Annotated in this window: 2 protein-coding genes; one reads left to right on the forward strand and one right to left on the reverse strand. The window is 40.0% G+C overall.

The window, feature by feature from the left end:
- Positions 1-74 precede the first annotated feature (74 nt).
- Complete coding sequence (locus PN470_RS04215; protein WP_272103783.1) at positions 75-11,795, reverse strand: type I polyketide synthase; 11,721 nt, start codon at positions 11,793-11,795, stop codon at positions 75-77.
- Positions 11,796-12,715: 920 nt separating this feature from the next.
- Here PN470_RS04215 and PN470_RS04220 point away from each other — a divergent pair.
- Entirely contained in the window at positions 12,716-21,079 is an 8,364-nt protein-coding gene (locus PN470_RS04220; protein ID WP_272103786.1) for a non-ribosomal peptide synthetase, read from the forward strand.
- The last annotated feature ends 6 nt before the right edge of the window (positions 21,080-21,085 follow it).

The raw sequence follows: 21,085 nt of genomic DNA on the forward strand, positions 1-21,085 counted from the left end.
GAGAGTTAAGCTTACTCATGTTCATCTACCTATCCTACCACATCTCATGGCTTTTGAAACATTATTTTTAAAGTTTAACCTCCATATTGATCAAGCTCCGTTAATTTTTGATTAAGTAATCTTGCTAGTTCGTCTTCACTGAGGCTGTCGTAGGGATTATGATTGTCAGGAATTGGATTGATTTTAATCTCAAAATCGAGATGATTGGCTAGAATTTCTTCCCTTAAATAGTTACTTAAGCTGAGAAGATTAGGATAATCGAAAATGATCGAGGATGGCAATTTACACCCTAAATCTCTTTCTAAGCGATTTTTAAATTCTATAACCATTAGAGAGTTTAAACCTAAGTCTAAGAATGATGTTTGTTGAGGAATAACCTTATTATCATTTAACCCTGTCACTTCTCTTAATATTTTCTCCAGTCCTTCTACTAAAGCGGTTATTCGTTCATCTATAGAGACAGATTTTAATTGTTCTAATAGTTTTGCTGGACTTATTTGTTTTTGATTGTTTAGGGTTAATACCTCGCTAAAGAAGGGTTGACTAATGTTGAAAGTTTGATTAAAAATCGACCAATCAATATCGAGAACCATCCCTTGAGTAATATCACCTAAAATTACCTGACTGAGATATTGAAACGCTTGCTCAGAGGGCATCATCTGCAAACCCCAATTAGCGAAACGTTGTTGATCAATTTGGTTGCCCGTCTCCCAAGCTCCCCAATTAATACTAATACCAGGTAATCCTAAACTTTGCCGTTGCTGCATTAGAGCATCCATGAAAGCATTAGCTGCGGCATAATTACTTTGACCAGGCGAACCAAGGATAACAGCCGCAGAAGAAAAGCTTACGAAAAAGTCCAAAGATAGAGAGCGAGTATAACGATCTAATAATAAAGTTCCTGCTACTTTTGGACTGATTACCTTTTGATATTTTTGCCAACTTTGATTACTGATAAGCCCATCTTCTAAGACCGCTGCTGCGTGAATTATTCCTCGTAAGACGGGCAAGTCTGCCCCAAAACGAGAGAATAAATTTTTCATATCTGTGGGGGAAGTAATATCAGCTTCAATCAAGGTTACTTTTGTTCCTTTTTCCACTAATGAAGCTATCAATTCTGTTGAAGATTTAACATGGCGACTACACAAAACTAAGTGACTTGCTCCCATTTCTGATAACCATTGAGCCACTAATCCGCCCAGTTTTCCTCCCCCTCCGGTGATTAAATAAGCCCCTGACTGATTAATAAACTGTCGTTTTTCTGAGATAGGAAGAGATGCAGAAACTAACCTGGCTGCGTAGCGGTTTCCTTGACGTAAAGCTAAACGGAATTCATGGGGGAAACACTTTAATTCATTGAATAAAAGTTCAGCTTCATTAGCTTCTTTATAGATTGGTAAATCTAAACAAACACAACCCATTTTAGGATACTCTTGATTAATGACTGCTCCTAATCCCCATAAATGAGACTGTTGAGGAGATAAAGCCGTATCATTGATAATCTTATTAGCCCCGCGAGTAATCAGCCATAAATGGGGTAATTTCTCCCAGTTATTAGTGAGGGTTTGCACTAAATTTAAGACGGCATGAGAACTCTGATCTACTGTATCTAGAACATCTTCAGCTTCTGAAGATTCCCAATAAAAAACAACACCAGTCGGAAATTCTCCAGATGGATAAGCTTCTTGATAGAGACGCTGAAAATCAGATTTCTGAGCGGCATTGATGACAAAATAATCTTGAGAATGACATTGATAATTCTGCCCCATTTCTACAGTAATTACTTTTTCTCCTGCCTTTTTGTATAAATTAATTAGGGAATTTAAGTCTGTTTCTGGACGAACCAAGACTAACCAAGAATTTTGAGGATCAACGGCAACAGTTGGCATGGAAGAAAGTTTTTTCCATTCCACTTTATAAAAGCAATTATTTGACTTTTCTTGCCATAAACTCTGTAAAATAGCTGGATTTATGCGCCGTGCTGTTAAGTCAGTAAAGCGAGCGCAAAGCTGTCCTTGTTCATCATAAATATTAACATTTACTCTCATTTCACCATTAGTATCTGAGATGACCTGAACTTCCGTCCAAACTTGCGAAGTTGGATTTAGGAATATTTCCAAGGAAGAGAATCCATAAGGTAGATGCAATTCTTGACCATGAATTTCGGGGAAAGCTGCCCCAATACTCTGTAAGCAAGCATCCAAAAGAACTGGATGAAAATAATAACGCCGATCCGCTAAACTAGGGTTAATACTAATTTTAGCTTGAGAGCCTTTTTTGAAAGAATATAACTCTTGAATCGCTTTAAACTGCTCCCCATACCTGATACCCATTTGCTGATAAAGCTCATAGAATTCACGAATAGAAATCGATTCTTTAGGGTTTTCTCTTTCTAATTTAGTTGGGTTTAATTCTGAGGCAGCCAAGCTTTGTATATCCTTAGGTTTGACTTCACCTGTAACATGAAGAAGCCATTGTTCTTGTGCAGAATCACTGCTAAATATCTCAAAAGTATAAATCAGTTGAGATGATTTTTTAGGTCTAAAAATTATTTGGATTATTGAGGGAGTTGGAGATAAGAGTAATCCCTGATGAATAGAGACATTTTCAAGGGTGACAAAATGCCCATTAAATATTTTCTGACTTGCGGCTAAAATGGCTTCAATAAAACCGGTAGCTGGAAATACAATGTTTTCAAATACCTTATGTTCTTCTAAATAACTAGGGTTAAGAGAACTCACCTCACCTTCAAAGATCATGTCTCCCGTTGCTAACTTTTTAAAATCTCTAATGAAAGGATGTAACTGAGTCTTGATTTGCCCTAGAGAAAATTCCGAATTAGATAGCCAATACCGTTCTCTTTGAAAGGGATAAGTCGGTAAACTAATTCGCTTACCTTGTTTAAATACTTTAGTCCACTCTACAGAATAACCATTAACAAAAAGTGTCGCTAAACTTCTATACATTTGTGCCTGTTCATCCTGCCCGGGTACAATACTAGGCAACCATAATAGATCTTGGTTAGCGGAAATAAGGCGAGCCATACTCAGTAATACAGGCTTAGAACCGACTTCTAGAAAACAACGATAACCCTGATCAATTAAAGACTTAAATCCTTGACTAAACTGTACAGTATTACGCAGATGAGCTACCCAATAATCCGGAGTTGTAATTTCTGAACCTACAGCTTTCCCCGTCAGATTACTAATAATGGTTAAGTTAGGTTCATGAAAAGAAATTGTTTTTAAGACCTGGGAAAAGTCATCAAGAATAGGCTGCATTAAGGGAGAATGAAAAGCATGAGATACCGCTAAACGTTTAGTTTTATACCCTTGATCAATAAAGTCTTTTTCCAGTTGCTCAACAATCTCTTTAAATCCAGAAATGACAGTAATTGAGCCATTGGCTGAAGCAATATTAACTTGATTTTCATAAGAAGTTAGAGCGTTTGCTACCGTCTCATAATCAGCATAAATAGCGGACATACTGCCATTGTGGGGCAATTTTCCCATTAATTTACCCCGTTGAGTCACTAATTTTAAGGCATCTTCTAAAGAAAAGACTCCTGCCCAACAAGCCGCCACATATTCCCCGATACTATGTCCTAAAAGGGCTGAAGGTTGTATTCCCCAAGATTGCCATAATTTGGCGAGTGCATATTCAAGGGAAAAAATCACCGGCTGAGTGATTTGGGTTTCCTCTAATAACTGGCTATTTTGCTCTTGAAAGATTAAATCTAGGAGAGATTTTTCTAAAAGGGGTTCTAAAATTTGATCACAAAGATCTAATGTTTCCTTAAAAACAACTTCTCGGTTATAAAGAGTTTCTCCCATGCCAGAATATTGAGAGCCTTGTCCAGAAAAGAGGAAAGCTATCTTTGGCGGAGTCTCTGATAAAATCGGTCGGATTAATGAGTCAGAATCTTCACCATCTTGGTAATCAATTAATGCTCGTTGTGCCGTCGTTATTGAGTCTGCTAAAATACAGATTCGTTGCGGAAAAATCCCCCGCCCTGTACTGGTGGTAAAACAAACATCAGCTAAATTGATAGACTCAGTCAAAATATCTTGATAGCTTCTCGCTAACTCTTGCAGGGATTGTTCAGAACGAGCCGAAAGGGGTAATAGATAAAAATTATTCTCCGAAGCTTGAGGCAAATCAGCATCAATTTCCCCAACAATGATATGAGCATTCGTTCCACTAAATCCAAAAGAACTTACTCCAGCAATCCTTGGACGTTCGCTGATATTCCAAGGTTTTCCTTGTACAGGAACTTCAAAAATATGAGAACTCCAATCAAAGCGGGGATTAGGATTTTTAAAGTGAAGATGAGGAGGTATTTTATGGTGTTGTAACGCTAGAACGGTTTTAATTAATCCGGCAATTCCAGCAGCACCTTCTAAATGGCCTAAATTCGTTTTTACTGAACCAATAATTAAGGGCCGATTAGGGGAGCGTTGACCAAAAACGGCGGACATACTTTCTAATTCAATCGGATCACCAAGGGCTGTTCCAGTGCCGTGAGCTTCGATATAATCGATTTGTTCAGGCTTGAGATTAGCGCGTTTAAGGGCTTGATGTAATAATTTTTCTTGAGCTTGACCATTAGGAACAGTTAGCCCACTACTTGGACCATCATGATTGACGGCTGTGCCATAAATTTTCGCCAAAATTTGGTCTCCATTCTTAACTGCTTGGCTCAATCTTTTCAGAACAACTATTCCACAGCCTTCTCCTCGCACCATGCCATTTGCGCTCTCATCAAAGGTTTTGCAATGTCCATCAGGGGCAAGCATATGGGCGCGACTTTCGATTAAAGAAATAATGGGAGTTAAAATAATATTAACCCCTCCAGCTAAAGCCAGATCGCACTCACCATTAAGTAAGGCATTATAAGCTAAATGAATCGCTACTAATGAGGAGGAACAAGCGGTGTCAATAGTCATTGATGGACCCTGTAAACCCAGGACATAAGAAAGACGACCCGCCGCCATACTAACAGAAGTTCCTGAACCAGTATAAGCATTAATGGCTTGAGGAGAATAACTTAATTGGGCATAATCTTGAGTCATGCAACCGATAAAAACTCCCGTCTGACTGTTGCGTAATTTTTGGGGATTTTGTCCAGCAGATTCTAAAGCTTGCCAGGTGGTTTCCAAGAGTAAACGCTGCTGAGGATCCATAGCGACAGATTCTCTAGGAATAATGCCAAAAAATTCTCCATCAAATTCCTCAATTTGTTCTAGAAATGCACCGTAAGGAGCGTATATTTTGCCGGGGACATCGGGATTAGGATCATACCATGTTTCCTGATCCCAGCGATCTTGAGGAATTTCTGTTATGGCATCTTTTCCCTGTTCCAAAAGTTCCCAGAAAGATTGTAAATTCTTAGCACCGCCTGGAAATCGACAAGCCATGCCGACAATAACAATAGGATCATCATCGAGTTGTGATTTTTCTACAGAGGATTTTTCTGGCTGTTTTTGAGAAATTTCTGCTTTTATTTGAGGGGTCAATACTGGTTGACAATTATCTAGAACTTCTTGCTGTAAATAATTAGCTAAGGCTTCAACATTCGGAAAACGAAAAGTAATTGTCGAAGGGAGAGAACAATTAAAGTCAGTTTGTAACAGATTTCGTAACTCTGTAGAAGTGAGAGAGTCCATCCCCAAATCAAAAAAGCCCTGTTGAGGGGAAAAAGTTTCATCATTTGAGCGTCCTAAAACAGTAGAAACACGCATGATAATATGATTAGTTAGCCAATTAGGACGCTCTTTTAAGGTTAAATTTTGCCATTGTTTTAAAAACTCAGATGAGGGGGCAGCTTGGGTTTTTCCTTGAGGCAGAAAGTTTTTATAAAAGCTTTGATGAATATAAGGAAATTGTTGCCAGTCAATCTTAATTACACCAGCGCGGATAATCTGATTTAGAAGAATTTTTTCCAGAGCATTAAGGGCTAAATCGGGTTTCATAGCCCCATATCCTTTAGCGGCTAATCTCTCCAAAACATTGCGATCTACTGCTGCACCTATTTCACTCCAAGGACCCCAATTTATGACCGTTCCGGGTAAATGATGCGCCTGACGATAATAGATAAAAGCGTCTTCAAAGGCATTAGCTGCCGCAGCATTAGCTTGTCCTGCCGAGCCAATTAAAGATACAGCAGAAGCATAACAGATAAAGAATTCTAATGGGTCATTTAGGGTGAGTTGATGAAGCAACCAAGTTCCTTTAACTTTAGGAGCTAAAACATAGTTAAATCTCTCTGGTGTTAGTCTTAATAAGGTTGTATCGTCTAAGGTTCCGGCAATGTGAAAAATACCCTGTATAGGATATTTAGAACGGCATTCGTCTAGGACGGCGTGCAGTTTTTCAGCATCGGTAATATCAAGTTTTTTGAGGGTAACTTTTGCCCCACTAGAGGAGAAATTGGCTAATATTTCAGGGCTAATTCCTTCTGCCCCTCGACGGCTACACAAAACTAGATTCCGCGCCCCTTTTTCAATCATCCATCGGGTTGTTGCTAATCCTAACCCCCCTGTGCCTCCTGTGATTAAATAATAGGCATCAGGACTAAAATTGATCTTTCCATCTTCAAGTTTTCTCTGCACCAAACGAGGATAAAAACGCTGTTCCCCCCGCAAAGCAATCCGGTTTTCTTGGGGATTACTGTAGATTTCTTGCAGCAGTTTATCGGCTGCGTTTACTTCATCTGGATCTAGGTCAATCGCCCTAAAATTAAGTTCAGGATGTTCTAAAGCTAGGCTGAAGGCTATTCCTAATAAGGATGCTTGAGAGGGAGAGATCAGGGTTTTAATGGCTTTTGCTGGTACTGCTCCTTGAGTCACTAAAATCAGAGTCGGTGGATTTTCTTGCTGCAATAATGCTTGTAAGAAAAAGAGAAATCGTTGACAATGAATCTCGACTTGTTGATCAATTTCTCCAGGGATTTTTTCTAAGCCCCAGAAGTACAGTATTTGACGAGTTTCTGAAGTTATCGGGTTTCTCAATATTGATAGGTAATCTTCAGCAATCTCTGGGTTAATATCTTGGGTAAAGACGCAAGAACAACTTATTCCTCTCTGTTGGAATAGAGGGATTAAACCGTTAGCAATTCCTTGACTATCTGCCCAGATTATTTGATGAGAGTAGGATTTTGCTGGCAGAGAAGGTAATTGCTCACTGCTTCTACCAATAATGACACTTTGGTTTAATAAATTTCGGGTTTTTACTTGGCTTGGTTCGATAATATTAATGTCTTCAAATTGATTCTCAATCAGTAAATTTTGCCAATCTTTTGTGCTGATTAACGGATAACCATTCCGCCGCAGATCTTGACTACATAACCACCATCCTTCTGTCAAGCCAAAGGTTAAATCTACCCAACGTCTTGCCCCTGTACTTTCTAAGAGGATTAGTAGTCCTTTGGGAGCGATGAGAGAGCGCACATTTTCAAGGGTTTTTTGAAGGTTGGCTGTGGCATGAAGAACATTAGCGGCAATGATTATGTCAAAACTGCCAGGGAGAAAATCTTGAGTAAAGGGATTTTTTTCAATGTCTAGAGTTTGATATTTAATAAAGGGATAGTTTCTAAAATTTTCCTTGGCTCTTGTTAAGAAACTAGAGGAAATATCGGTAAATACATATTCGATATGTTCTTTGGGTAAGTGAGGTAAAAGGCCAGTAGTAGCGGCTCCTGTGCCTCCTCCAATTTCGAGAATTCTTAGGGTATAATGGGGGGGTAAATTCTCAATAGCACGGCTGATTGTGGTGGCGACTAACTGATTCATCAATTTAGCTCCGGCTGCTTCCGAATAAATTGACGCGATCGCTTCTAAATCCCCTTGAGGAAAGAGTAATTCTAATGGATCAACTTGACGACTCATGACTTCGGCTAAAGCAGAGCCACAACGCTCCATTAGACTAATTTCTGCTGGATAATCGGCAAATTCTTGGCGGAGAATTTTAATTTGTGATTGGGATGAAGGTGCTTCTAATTTTTTGAGGAATAACCAGCCATCTTTTGTCTGATTAACGATTTTTTCTTCAGCTAAAATGCTTAAACATCGAGATAATAAAGGTCGGTAAAAATCGACAATTTGACCTTGATTTGCTATCTGTGCTTCGGAATAAGTTTGATCTAATTTTGGCTGTCCATTAAGTTTTGTTAAGGCTTCCCAGATATAGACAACGCTTAACTTTTCCAAAGCTTCCATTAAGCGCTCATATTGCGCCAATTTTTCCCCTAGTTGTTGTTCTAACTGTGCGGGGTGAATTTGATTTTTAATCACCTGGGGAGCTACTAAAGTGTCTCTGCCATTCCCTAATAATTCCTCGCAAGGTATCCATTCTTCTAGATAGATTTGAGGGGGGATTTCTTGGGGGATAATCTCTTGGGATTGAACGGCTTTTAGTTCTAAGTTGGTGAGGGATGCTAAGGGTTGACCTTGGGGGGAATAGATATCAATATCAGCGATGATAATGTTAGGGTTAGGGGAGGAGTTTTTCAGTCGAACCGCGCTGATTACCTGCTCATCAGGAGGGTAGAAAAATGCCAATTTACCAAGACGAACAGGAACATAAGTTACTGAGGATTCTTCTTTAAATAAAATGGCAGCAATACCTTGAAAACAAGCATCCAACATAGCAGGATGAAAATGATATTTTTCCCGCTCTAATCTATCGGTTAATTTGATTTGAGCAAAAGCTGTATTTTCTCCGCGCTTCAGTTGATGAATGAGCCGAAAGTTACTCCCGTAATTTATCCCTGATTTTTGATAAGTTTCATAAAAGGAGTTGATATCGACTTCTTCAGGACAATTTTTGGCGATTTCTTCTAGATGACAATGGGTTAAATTAGTTGATTTCAATTCCTCAATTTTTCCAGTAACTAATATTTCCCAATTTGGCTCAAGTTCATGGTAAATTTTAAAGCTTTTTTGCTCAATGATTAACTGTAATGCGTCTTCCATATCTTTTAAAATTAATGCCTTCTTAAATTCAACATTTTCTAAAATAACTCTTTGATTCTCCCCGGCAGCTAAAGCCATTTCTATCAAGGCAGATGCTGGCAATATGGCCTGATCAAAAACCTGATGTTCTCCTAAAAATGCAGGTTTATGTTGACTAATGCTCCCTCGATATTGACGGAGAGCTAAGGGAGAAGGAAAATGATCGCCTAGTAAGGGATGTCCAGAGTAATAATTAGGGTTTTTATAGCTAGAAGACTCTGATTTATTGCCAGAATTTATCCAGTAGCGTTTGCGGATAAAAGGCGAATTAGGTAAACTAATTTTTTGCCCTGGATGTGAGCGATGGAAGGCTTCCCAGTTAATATTAAATCCTCTCACATAGAGTTGACCTAGAACCCTTTGCTCATGCTGGTCACTGTGACAATCTTTCCCTAAACTAGATAACCATAGAATTGAATTTACCCTTAACTTTTGACGACCTATATTAATGAGATTGGCACCGATTCCCATTTCTAGGAAGATTTGATATCCCATTTGATGCAGAGTAGAAATTCCTTGGGCGATTTCGTCGGATTTCTGCCTAATCTTTTCCCCTCTATTCACCAAATTTCTGAGAGATTTTTTCACAACTTCACCCTGATAAATTAGGGTAATATCGGGGGAGTTAGAATCGACTTCTGGGGTGCTTTTGAGCAAGGATAAAAAGTCTTCTGAGTTGGGGTTTTGTGGGCTAATTCTGGTGCGTTTCGCCACCAGCTTGACGGTATCTTCAAGGGAAAAGACGCCCGCTTGTTGAGCGGCGAGATATTCCCCTAATCCAGAACCTAAAATTGCAGAAGGAGAAATTCCCCACGATTTCCAGAGTTCACAAAGAGCATACTGATAGGCAAATAATAGCGGTTGTACAGACAAAGAAATCTGAGGCTCTAAGGCTTTTTTAGATGACAATAATTCCTGAAGAGAAAATTCTAAATATTTTTTAAACAGATGCTCGCACTGCCTAAAAGCCTCATGAAATACTGGCTCATTATTAAGCAGGTTTTCAATGATTCCTGGACTAATTTCTTCCTCGTAATTGCAGAGAAAAGCAACTTTAGGATGGCTTTGCGCTTCTCCATAAATGATGTCGAAGCTATTATTTTGAATATTTTGAAATTGCTTTTCATCCCCATTGCTATTGAGAAAAGCCTGAATTCCTTGACGCAGATTCTCTTGATTAGAAACTAAAAGAGCGAGACGATGTTTATGGGGAAAACGACCAGTATTTAAAGATAGAGCAATGTCCTTGACGTTGAGATCTGTTTTCTGCTCAAGCTCATCGACAAATTGAGTCGTAAAAAGACGTAAACGTTCGGGTTCTTTAGCCGAGAAAGTAACGAGAATGGGTGATATTTTTGGGTTTTGGGGTTGCGGTTGAGGTGGTTCGCTTAAAATAACATGAGCGTTGGTTCCTGATGCTCCAAAAGAACTGACTCCAGCCGCTTTGAGCTTACCATTATTAACATTCCAAGGACAATTTTGCGTAACGATACTAATCGGCAAGGCATCCCAATTAATATGAGGATTGGGTTTTTTAAGGTTTAGATGAGCCGGAATTTCACGGTAGTGCAGCGATAGTGCGGTTTTAATTAATCCTGAAATTCCCGCCGCCGCCGCCAGATGACCTAAATTAGTTTTGAGAGAACCGACTAATAAAGGGTTAGATTTGCGACGATTGACGCATAATGCCTCGGCTATGGCTTTAATTTCGATGGGATCTCCCAAAGATGTTCCTGTACCGTGAGCTTCAACATAATCGATAGCCTCGGCATCTAAACGAGCGTCAGCTAGAGCTTCTCTGATTAATTCTCTCTGTACGGGCCCATTAGGAACGGTAAAGCCGCCACTAGCTCCATCGTTGTTGACTGCAGTCCCTCGAATCACGGACCAAATGTGATCACCATCTTCAAGAGCGTCACTGAGTCTTTTTAAGACGATGACTCCGCAACCTTCCCCGATTCCAAACCCATCGGCACTTTCGTCAAAGGTTTTGCATTGGCCATCTGGGGCCAACATCTGATTGCGGCACAAGGCGATGACCACTTCTGGAGTTAAAACTAAGTTCACTCCTCCGACTAAAGCTTGTCTGCATTCTTGGGAACGTAAGGAACGGCAAGCGAGATGAACAGCGACTAAGGAGGAAGAGCAAGCGGTATCTACTGCCAAACTCGGACCATTAAGATTTAAAAGGTAAGAAATACGCCCAGCTGCCGCGTTAGTATGATTGCCCGAAATATGATAGGCTCCGATGGCATTATAGTCCTCATTTGAGGTAAGAATACGGGCATAGTCATTGTTAGTAATCCCGATAAAAACCCCTGTTTTTCCCCTTCTAGCCGTCGTTGTTGCCATTCCTGCATTTTCCAAAGCTTCATAGGCTACCTCTAAAAGCAATCTTTGCTGAGGATCCATAGCGACGGCTTCCTTGGGAGCAATTCCGAAAAAATGGGCATCAAACTGGGAGACATCATCGAGAAACCCCCCCTGAGAAACATAGATTTTACCCACTTTATTCCGATCTGAATCATAAAAATCCTGCTGGTTCCAGCGCTCCTTAGGTATTTCTCTGAGGTGATTTTTACCCGCTTTCAGGAAAGACCAGAAAGACTCAGGTGTCGCAATATTATGACCGAAACGACAACCTAAACCCACGATAGCTAAGGGTTCCCTTTGTTGAGACTCGAAAGCTTTTAATTTTTCTTTAGCTTCACTAAGAGCTTTAAAAACTCTAGTTTGGATTGATTGGTCGTTTTCGGATAAGTTCTTTTTATCTTGAAAGTCCATAGTGTTAGAATCGACTTGGAAAAGAATAATTATTGCGACTGACGGGGTGACAAGCAGATGGAAAGTGAAACAGGGTGTAGAGTGTCGGGTTTAGGGAAAAAGCTTGAGACTTTCGCCAAAAGATAACGAGGGAATTTGGTTTTTGCCGAGTAAGTCGATTAATTTGATGGCTCACAGTGAGGAAATTTTTCCCCCACCTCACTCAAACTTCAACCTCGTTGTCACCCCTTCAGCTATTACGACCAGACAGCTAATCGTACCTGATCAAGGTAGTAATTGTCAATAGACATCTGCAATAAACGTTTATGGGGTGTGGCATCCTAAGCTCTGCTCTGCTGGTTTCGCGCAATCATATCTTTAAATGTCACACTTTCTGCACTTCTTAATATTCAATTAATAATTTTTACTAATTTAGGCTCTTCGGTTTGTGTTATGCAATGGACGGGGGTTATAAGGGATGTAACCCTTATATAGAAAGGCATTTAGCGATTTTTGTCAATTGTTTTTGCTCTAGAGCGAACTAATCAATTAAGTCTTTTGCCAGATAAGGATTTAGTCGATTTATGCTCCCCTATCGAACCATACCAAGTAACGAAGAACCCTAATTTATTGGGTTCAGTGGTTTCTACAGTGAAGATTTTTTGTCAAAACATCCCAGGGAATGTAAAAATTTGTAAAAGTATATGGAGATGTGCAGAATGTCGGTTAGTATGCTACAATGTCGAGGCTCAGAACAATTTTGGAGAAGCGACAGAAACCCTGACCTTAGCCGTAGTCGGGTTTCCTGTAGTTCAAATAGCAATAATCCCACTCGTCAGAGACAGGAATTATCGCTTTAAGGGAACTGGGAAAAAAGCATTGTACCCCATGACTCTGAATACCGCCATCAACCACTATTTAGGGAAAAAGTTAGAACAGCAATGGAAGCACATCTGGTTTCAATAGATTACCAAATTCGGCAACTTCAAGAAATAGATCCAGTAACTACTCTATTTGGTAATGTAAGTCAGAATAAAACCGGGGAGCAAGATAGCGTTATTGAAGTTATCTCTACAGATTTACAGGAAAAAATCAACAGTTTAACGGCAAATAATTCCGTTAATAAATTAGCATTTCATCTGGCTGTTGTCCAGGTTTTAATGTTTAAATATACTGCTCAAGTCGAGTTTGCCACGGCTACAGCAGCTTTGAATACAGAAAAATTAGATAGCCTGATATTCTGCCGATTCAATCAACAGAATTTTAGTTCATTTAAAGACTTACTAAGAATCATTCGTAAAGATTTACAAGAAGGATATCGCCATCAAAACTATACTCTGGATAGTTTGGTCAAAACCTTGGCAGCAAGAGGAGGAAATCTAGAGAACATTTTTGACGTTGCTGTGATTAAAGAAGGACTGTGTGTGGACATTTCTTCGTTAAATCGGTTTCAATTAGTTTTTGCCATAGCAGCGGATGATAGTGGTATTTCTGTCACTTTTATTCAAGATAAATTTCCCAGAGATTTTGTCAAGAGAATGCTAGGACATTACCAGAAAATCTTAGAAACAGTGACGAGTAATCCCGATATAGATTTGTCAGAAATTGATATATTAACGACAAAAGAACGAGAACAATTACTGAGAGATTGGAATGATACGGCCATTGAATATCCTGAAAAGCAATGGATTCATCAGCTATTTGAAGAACAAGCCAAACTTTACCCTGAGAGAGGGGCGGTCATTTTTGAAAATCAAGAATTAACTTATCAAGAATTAAATGAAAAAGCCAATCAACTTGGTCATTACCTACAAAAATTAGGAGTAAAACCAGAGGAATTAGTAGGAATTTATCTAGAGCGTTCTTTAGAAATGGTAGTAGGATTATTAGCTGTTTTGAAGGCTGGAGGAGCTTACGTTCCCTTAGACCCTAATTATCCTCAAGAACGCCTAAGTTATCTATTAGAAGATACTGGGGTAAAAGTGATCATTACTGCGGAATCGCTGCGGGGATTGTTGGATGAATACCGAGGAATTGTTGTTGCTTTGGATACAGATTGGTCAGCAATTTCTCAAGAAAGTCAGAACAATTGTGACAGTGGTGTAACGGGGGAAAATTTAGCCTATGTTATTTATACTTCGGGATCCACAGGTAAGCCTAAAGGCGTGATGAATAATCATAAGGGGATTAGGAATCGTTTGTTGTGGATGCAGGATACTTATCAGTTAACTAAGAGTGATGGCATTTTACAAAAAACCCCTTTTAGTTTTGATGTTTCAGTCTGGGAATTCTTTTGGCCCTTATTAGCCGGTGCAACCCTAGTGGTAGCTAAACCAGAAGGTCATAAAGATAGTACCTATTTAATACAATTGATCCAAAAGCAGCAAATCACTACCCTTCATTTTGTCCCCTCAATGTTGCGAGTGTTTCTGCAAGAACCAGAGCTAAAAGAATGTAGTTCTCTCAAGCGGGTTTTCTGTAGTGGGGAAGCTTTGTCATTAGACTTAACACAACGCTTTTTTGAGCATTTTGACTGTGAACTTCACAACCTCTACGGTCCGACTGAGGCGGCGATTGATGTGACTTACTGGCCCTGTTTGCCGGAGAATCAAAAAGCCATAGTGAGTATTGGTCAACCAATTGCCAATACTCAGATTTATATTCTTAATCCGGATTTACAACCAGTTCCTATAGGGATTGTGGGAGAATTACATATTGGTGGCATAGGTTTAGCTCGTGGATACCTCAATCGTCCCGAATTGACGGCCGAGAAATTTATCCCTAATCCTTTTGCTAAGGTCGAAGGAGAAATAGGGGGAGAAATTAGGGCAAAATTATATAAAACGGGAGATTTAGCCCGGTATTTACCCGATGGAAATATTGAATTTTTGGGGCGTATTGACCATCAAGTTAAGATTCGAGGTTTCCGGATTGAGCTTGGGGAAATTGAAACTATACTCAGTGAACATCCAGCAGTTGAGCAAGCGGTAGTCATTGCATCGGAGACAGAAACAGGGAGTAAAACACTAATTGCTTATGTTGTGGGTCAGTCTCAAGAGGGGGAACTCTTGGCGACTTCAGAAAAAGGGCAATTATTCGATGAGCAAATCGAGCAATGGCAAAGCCTCTATAACCAAATTTACAGCCAAACATCGGCAGATTCTCAAGGGATATTTAATATTGTTGGCTGGAATAGTAGTTACACGGGGGAACCTATCCCGGTTGCTCAGATGCGAGAATGGCTAGATGATAAAGTTAAGGTTATTCTGGCTCAACAACCTAAAAAAGTTCTGGAAATAGGTTGTGGAACCGGGTTAATATTATTCCAAGTTGCTCCCCATTGCCAGTGTTATTGGGGAACCAATATTTCATCAGTAGCCTTAGACCATATTCAGCGAATTAATCAAGAAGGGCCTCAGCTAGAGCAAGTCAGGCTATTGCATAGCACAGCCGATAATTTTGAGGGTTTGGAGTCAGAAGGATTCGATACAATTATCCTTAACTCGGTTGTGCAGTATTTCCCCCATATAGATTACTTATTGCGGGTTTTAGAGGGAGCTATCAAGGTACTAACTCCGGGGGGGTGTATTTTCCTTGGAGATGTGCGAAACTTGCAACTCATGGAAGCTTTTCACGCTGATGTAGAACTTTATAAGGCTAACCCTGAGGATGCGATTAAGGATTTTAAACAGCGTGTACAGAGAAAAATTGAGCAAGAAAATGAGTTATTTATTGACCCAGATTTTTTTAGAGCAATTCAGTCCTATTTTCCTCAGATTACTGAAGTCGAGATTCATCTAGAGAAAGGTCAACACCACAACGAATTAACTCAATTCCGTTATAATGTTGTTCTGCGGATTGAAACGATTCTGGATTTTAGCACCGACTTTCCAGAATTAAACTGGACTGAACAGCAGCTGACTTTATCTGAGGTAAGAAATCAACTGGGGACATCTGAGGGGTTAAGGGTGATAGGTGTCCCTAATTCTCGCTTGTTTCGACCTTTAAAAAGTGTGGAATTGTTCAGAAATTCTCAAGACTTGGGGACGACCGAGGAATTTCAAGCTATTAAATCGGAAATTATCCCAGAAAATGCCGTAGAACCCGAAGATTTTTCGGCTTTAGCTGAGGATTTATCCCTTTCGGTTTGGGTAACTTGGTCGGATACTCCGGACCGTTACGATGTGATTTTTGCCCCGCTGGAAAATTCCCAGAGAAATTACATCGCTTTTACCCCCACCCACACCGCAAAACCTGAATGGCAACTTTATGCAAATCACCCTTTAAGGTCTAAGTTAAACAGTAAACTGATTCCCCAACTGCGGAGTTATCTGCAAAAGCAACTCCCAGAATACATGATACCTCATGCCTTTGTGCAATTGGATGCTATTCCTCTGACAAATAGTGGAAAAATTGACCGTCGCGCCCTACCCTCTCCAAGCTATAACAGTTTAAGGAATTCGGAGAATTTTGTCGCACCTTGTACCCCTCTTGAGGAAATTTTAGCACTGATTTGGGCTGAAGTTTTGGGCATCGAAGAGGTTGGTATTCACGATAATTTTTTTGAACTTGGGGGGGATTCGATTCGGGGAATACAAGTGATCGCTAAGGCGCGACAAATGGGTTTTCATTTTTCCTTACCCCAATTATTGCAACATCAAACCATTCAAGAATTGGCCAATTGCGTTAGCTATGAAATTGATACTTTAGGGACTGAAAAAACGGAAGTTTTTAGTTTAATTTCTCAAGAAGTTCGCCTCAATTTACTGGAGGAAGTGGAGGATGCTTATCCTCTAACTGCTCTACAATTGGGGATGATATTTCATAGTGAATATCAGGGGAATCTATCGGTGTACCATGATGTGTTTACCTATCATATTCGTGCTGATTTTAGTTTTCCAGCTTTACATAGTGCTATTCAGGAGATTGTCCAGCGGCATCCAGTATTACGAACCAGTTTCGCACTCTTTGAATATCAGGAACCCCTACAATTAGTTCATCGACAAATCGATGTTCCTTTAGGATTAGATGACCTAACCCATTTATCTCCTTCTGAACAAGATACGGCTATTGATGATTGGATTGAGCGGGAAAAAATCCGCACTTTTGACTGGAATAGTCCTCCTTTATTTCGCTTTCATCTCCATCGCCGCAGTCAGGATAACTTTAACCTAACTTTCAGTTTTCATCACTCTATTTTAGATGGTTGGAGTGTGGCTTCGTTGCTCACAGAATTGTTACAACAGTATCTCTATCTTCTCGACAAAAAAGTTCTCCCTCTCTCTCTAACTCCCGCTCTCAGTTTTAGGGATTTTGTTGCCTTAGAAAAGAAAACTGTCCAATCGCCAGAATGCCAGAATTATTGGCAAGAAAAACTCAGAGATGTGACGCTGACTAAACTTCCTCAGTGGTCGAAATCTAATCAAGTTAATCAAGATTGGGATTGGTTAGTTTCTATATCTAGTCAGGTATCTCAGGGATTAAAACAACTCGGTAAACAAGTGGGAGTACCCCTAAAAAGTGTTTTATTGGCGGCTCATTTTCGGGTATTAAGTTTACTGAATAATCAGAGGGATATTGTTACGGGTTTAGTCTCTAATGGACGGTTAGAAGCAGCCGATGGGGAAAAGATATTAGGTTTATTTTTGAATACTTTGCCCCTACGTTTAGAGTTATCTGGAGGTTCTTGGAGCGATTTAGTTAAGCAAGCTTTTGATGTTGAAAGAGAATGCTTATCTTGGCGAAGATATCCCCTCGCTGAGTTACAAAAATCAGGTCAACCTTTGTTTGATACGGCTTTTAATTTTATTCATTTCCATGTTTATCAAGGTATCATCGGGGTGAAAGATTTAGAGGTCTTAGGAGGGAAGTTTTTTAATCAAACTAATTTTACATTGTTAGCTAATTTTAGTCTTCATCCCCTTTCATCTCAAATAGAACTTACCCTTAAATATGATGGGAATTATCTAGGGGAAAAGCAGATGGAGTTAATCGGAGGATACTACGAGAAAACTCTCATCGCTATGGCAACGGAAGGGTTAGAACGTTATGAAACTTGTTGTTTACTTTCTGAGCAAGAACAACATCAATTATTGAAAGAATGGAATGATACTGAGGTTCACTATCCGGATGGGTGTATTCATCAATTGTTTGAGGAGCAAGTTAAGCGCAGTCCTGATGCGATCGCTATTATTACAGAAAATGAACAATTAACCTACCGTCAATTAAACGAAAAAGCGAATCAATTAGGGCATTATTTAGGCAAAAAAGGGTTAAAACCGGAGTCTTTGGTGGGAATTTGCCTAGAACGGACCCCTGAGATGGTTATAGGGTTATTAGCCATTCTCAAAGCAGGGGGAGCTTATGTACCTTTAGATCCAGCTTATCCAACTGAACGCCTCAATGTTATCTTAGAAGATGCTCAAGTTTCCTTGTTGCTAACACAAGCAAAATTAGTAGAGAAATTAGGGAATTATCCAGGGAATCTGGTGATATTAGAGGCAGAAGCCAGAAATATAGCCCTAGAAAGTCCCGAAAACCTCTCTTTACCCGTAAGTTCCAGTAATACCGCTTATGTGATTTATACCTCCGGTTCAACGGGGAAACCAAAAGGGGTTGTCATTGAGCATCACAGCACCACAACCTTACTGAATTGGTCCAAGGAAGTCTTTAGCAGTGAGGAATTAGCGGGGGTTTTGGGAGCTACTTCTATTTGTTTTGATTTGTCAGTATTTGAACTATTTTTGCCCTTGGCTGTGGGGGGTAAGATTATTCTGGCCCAGAATGTTCTAGATTTGCCTAGTTTAAGTGCAGCCAAAGAGGTAACATTAATTAATACCGTACCTACAGCGATCGCTCAACTGCTGGAAATTGAGGCAATACCTGAGACTGTGCAAACGGTAAACCTCGCCGGAGAAGCTTTGTCTAATCAATTGGTACAGAAGCTTTACCAGCAGGAAAACATTAAGAATGTTTATAATCTCTACGGTCCTTCAGAAGATACCACTTATTCCACTTTTAGCTTAGTGCCTAAAGGACACCATGGACAACCGAGTATCGGCCGGCCTATTGCCAATACTCAAGTTTATATTCTGGACTCTTTTAAGCAACCGGTTCCTCTAGGAACTATTGGTGATTTATATATCGGGGGTAAAGGGTTAGCTCGATGTTATCTGAATCAACCTGAATTAACCGCCGAGAAATTTATCTCCAATCCGTTTAGTAATGAACCTAATGCCAAACTCTATAAAACAGGAGATTTAGCCCGATATTTACCCGATGGAAATATTGATTTTTTGGGGCGGGGTGATAATCAGGTAAAATTGCGGGGTTTCCGCATTGAATTAGGAGAAATTGAGGCAACTCTAGGGACTTATCCCCAAGTTAAGCAAAAGGTGGTGAAGGTTTGGGAAGACTCCTATCGGAATAAGAGGTTAGTCGCTTATCTAGTAGGAGAAAATAGCCCGATAAATACTGAGGATTTGCGTCGTTTCTTGGGACAGAAATTGCCAGAGTATATGATTCCGGCTCTTTTTGTCTCCTTAGAAACTCTCCCTCTGACTCCCAATGGAAAAATTGACCGTTCCAGTTTACCCCTCCCTGAGATACCTTGGACATCTGAGCAGGATTTTGTCCCTCCGCATACTCAGAAAGAAAAGATTTTGGCTAGTATTTGGCAAGATGTTCTCAGCATTAAACAAGTAAGTCGTTATGACCGCTTTTTTGAAGTTGGGGGCGATTCTATTCTCAGTATTCAGGTTGTCGCTCGCGCTCGTCAAGCCGGGTTGAAGATTACCCCTAAACAGATATTTGAATATCCTACTCTTGCTGAACTAGCTACAGTTGCCGATTATTCCACAGCCGAATTAGCTAAACAGGGTTTAGTGACGGGTATTGTGCCTCTCACTCCCATTCAACTGTGGTTTTTTGAGCAAAATCGCGCTGAAATGCACCACTTTAATCAGTCTGTCCTCTTAGAAGTTCCCCGTCACCTGAAAGCTGATTTGTTAGCTCAATCTCTGAGAAAATTAATTGAACATCATGACGCTTTGCGGTTACGGTTTACTGTGAAGGAAGGACAATGGCAACAAGTCAATGAAGGAATGCCGGAGGAAGTACCTTTTGAAGTGATTGATTTGTCTTCTATTCCTCAATCTCAGCAAAGGGAAACTCTCTTAGCAATGGCAACAACTCAACAGGCAAGTTTAAACCTCTCTACTGGACTATTAATCAAGGCGGTACTATTTGAATTGGCGCCCTATCAACCCAGTCGGTTACTGATTATTATTCATCACTTGGGGGTTGATGGTGTATCTTGGCGAATTTTGTTAGAAGATTTATTGATGACTTATCAACAGCTAGAAAGGGGGGAGAATGTAGAACTTCCACCAAAAACCATAGCCTTTCAGGATTGGGCGCTTCTCTTGAGGGATTATGGACAAGGGGAAAAAGCGAAAGAGCCATTAGACTATTGGTTAACTCAACCTTGGTTAGAGGCGAGAAATTTACCTGTAGATAACGAGGCTGGAAAACAATACAATACAGTAGCAACGGCAAATGATGTCACGGTGACTCTAGATGAAGAACAAACCCGCACCCTCTTGCAAAAAGTCCCCGCTGCCTATAACACTCAAATTAATGAGGTTTTGTTAACCGCTTTAGCAGAAACTTTGACAGAATGGACAGAAAATTTGACCATATCTCTTGATTTAGAAGGACACGGACGAGAAGATTTGTTCAGTGAGGTTGACTTATCGAGGACGGTAGGTTGGTTTACCAGTCTTTTTCCGGTTATTTTGCGACTCCCCCCCGAAAATCACCCCGGTGAGCGGCTCAAATCTATTAAAGAACAGTTACGAGCTATTCCTCACAGGGGAATTGGCTATGGAATTTCGCGATATTTGAGTGATGATGCTGATATTAAGTCTCAATTAGCTGAAATTCCTGCCAGAGAAGTTTTGTTTAATTATTTAGGTCAATTTGAGCAAGGACAATTGCAAAAAGGGGATTGGAAATTAGCGGATGAGTCTAAGGGGCCTAATCACAGTCTTAAGGGACATCGTAGTCATTTATTAGAGATTACGGCCAGAGTTATCGAGGGACAGTTACAAGTAAACTGGACTTATAGCGATCTCATCTATGAACGTTCGACGGTAGAATATTTAGGGCGCAGCTATAAAGAAGCTTTGCTGAAATTGATTGAGCATTGTTTATCTCCTGATGCTGGGGGTTACACTCCCTCAGATTTTCCAGTAGCGCACTTGAATCAACAGGAATTAGACGATATTCTGGCAGAAATTGACTAATAAGGA

It is taken from the genome of Microcystis sp. CS-574 (genome assembly GCF_028329095.1).
GTDB lineage: Bacteria > Cyanobacteriota > Cyanobacteriia > Cyanobacteriales > Microcystaceae > Microcystis > Microcystis ichthyoblabe_A.

Excerpts from the sequence above, each read along its gene's own strand:
- PN470_RS04215 (WP_272103783.1), bottom strand. The coding sequence starts at position 11,795 with ATGGACTTTCAAGATAAAAAGAACTTATCCGAAAACGACCAATCAATC.
- PN470_RS04220 (WP_272103786.1), top strand. The coding sequence starts at position 12,716 with ATGGAAGCACATCTGGTTTCAATAGATTACCAAATTCGGCAACTTCAA.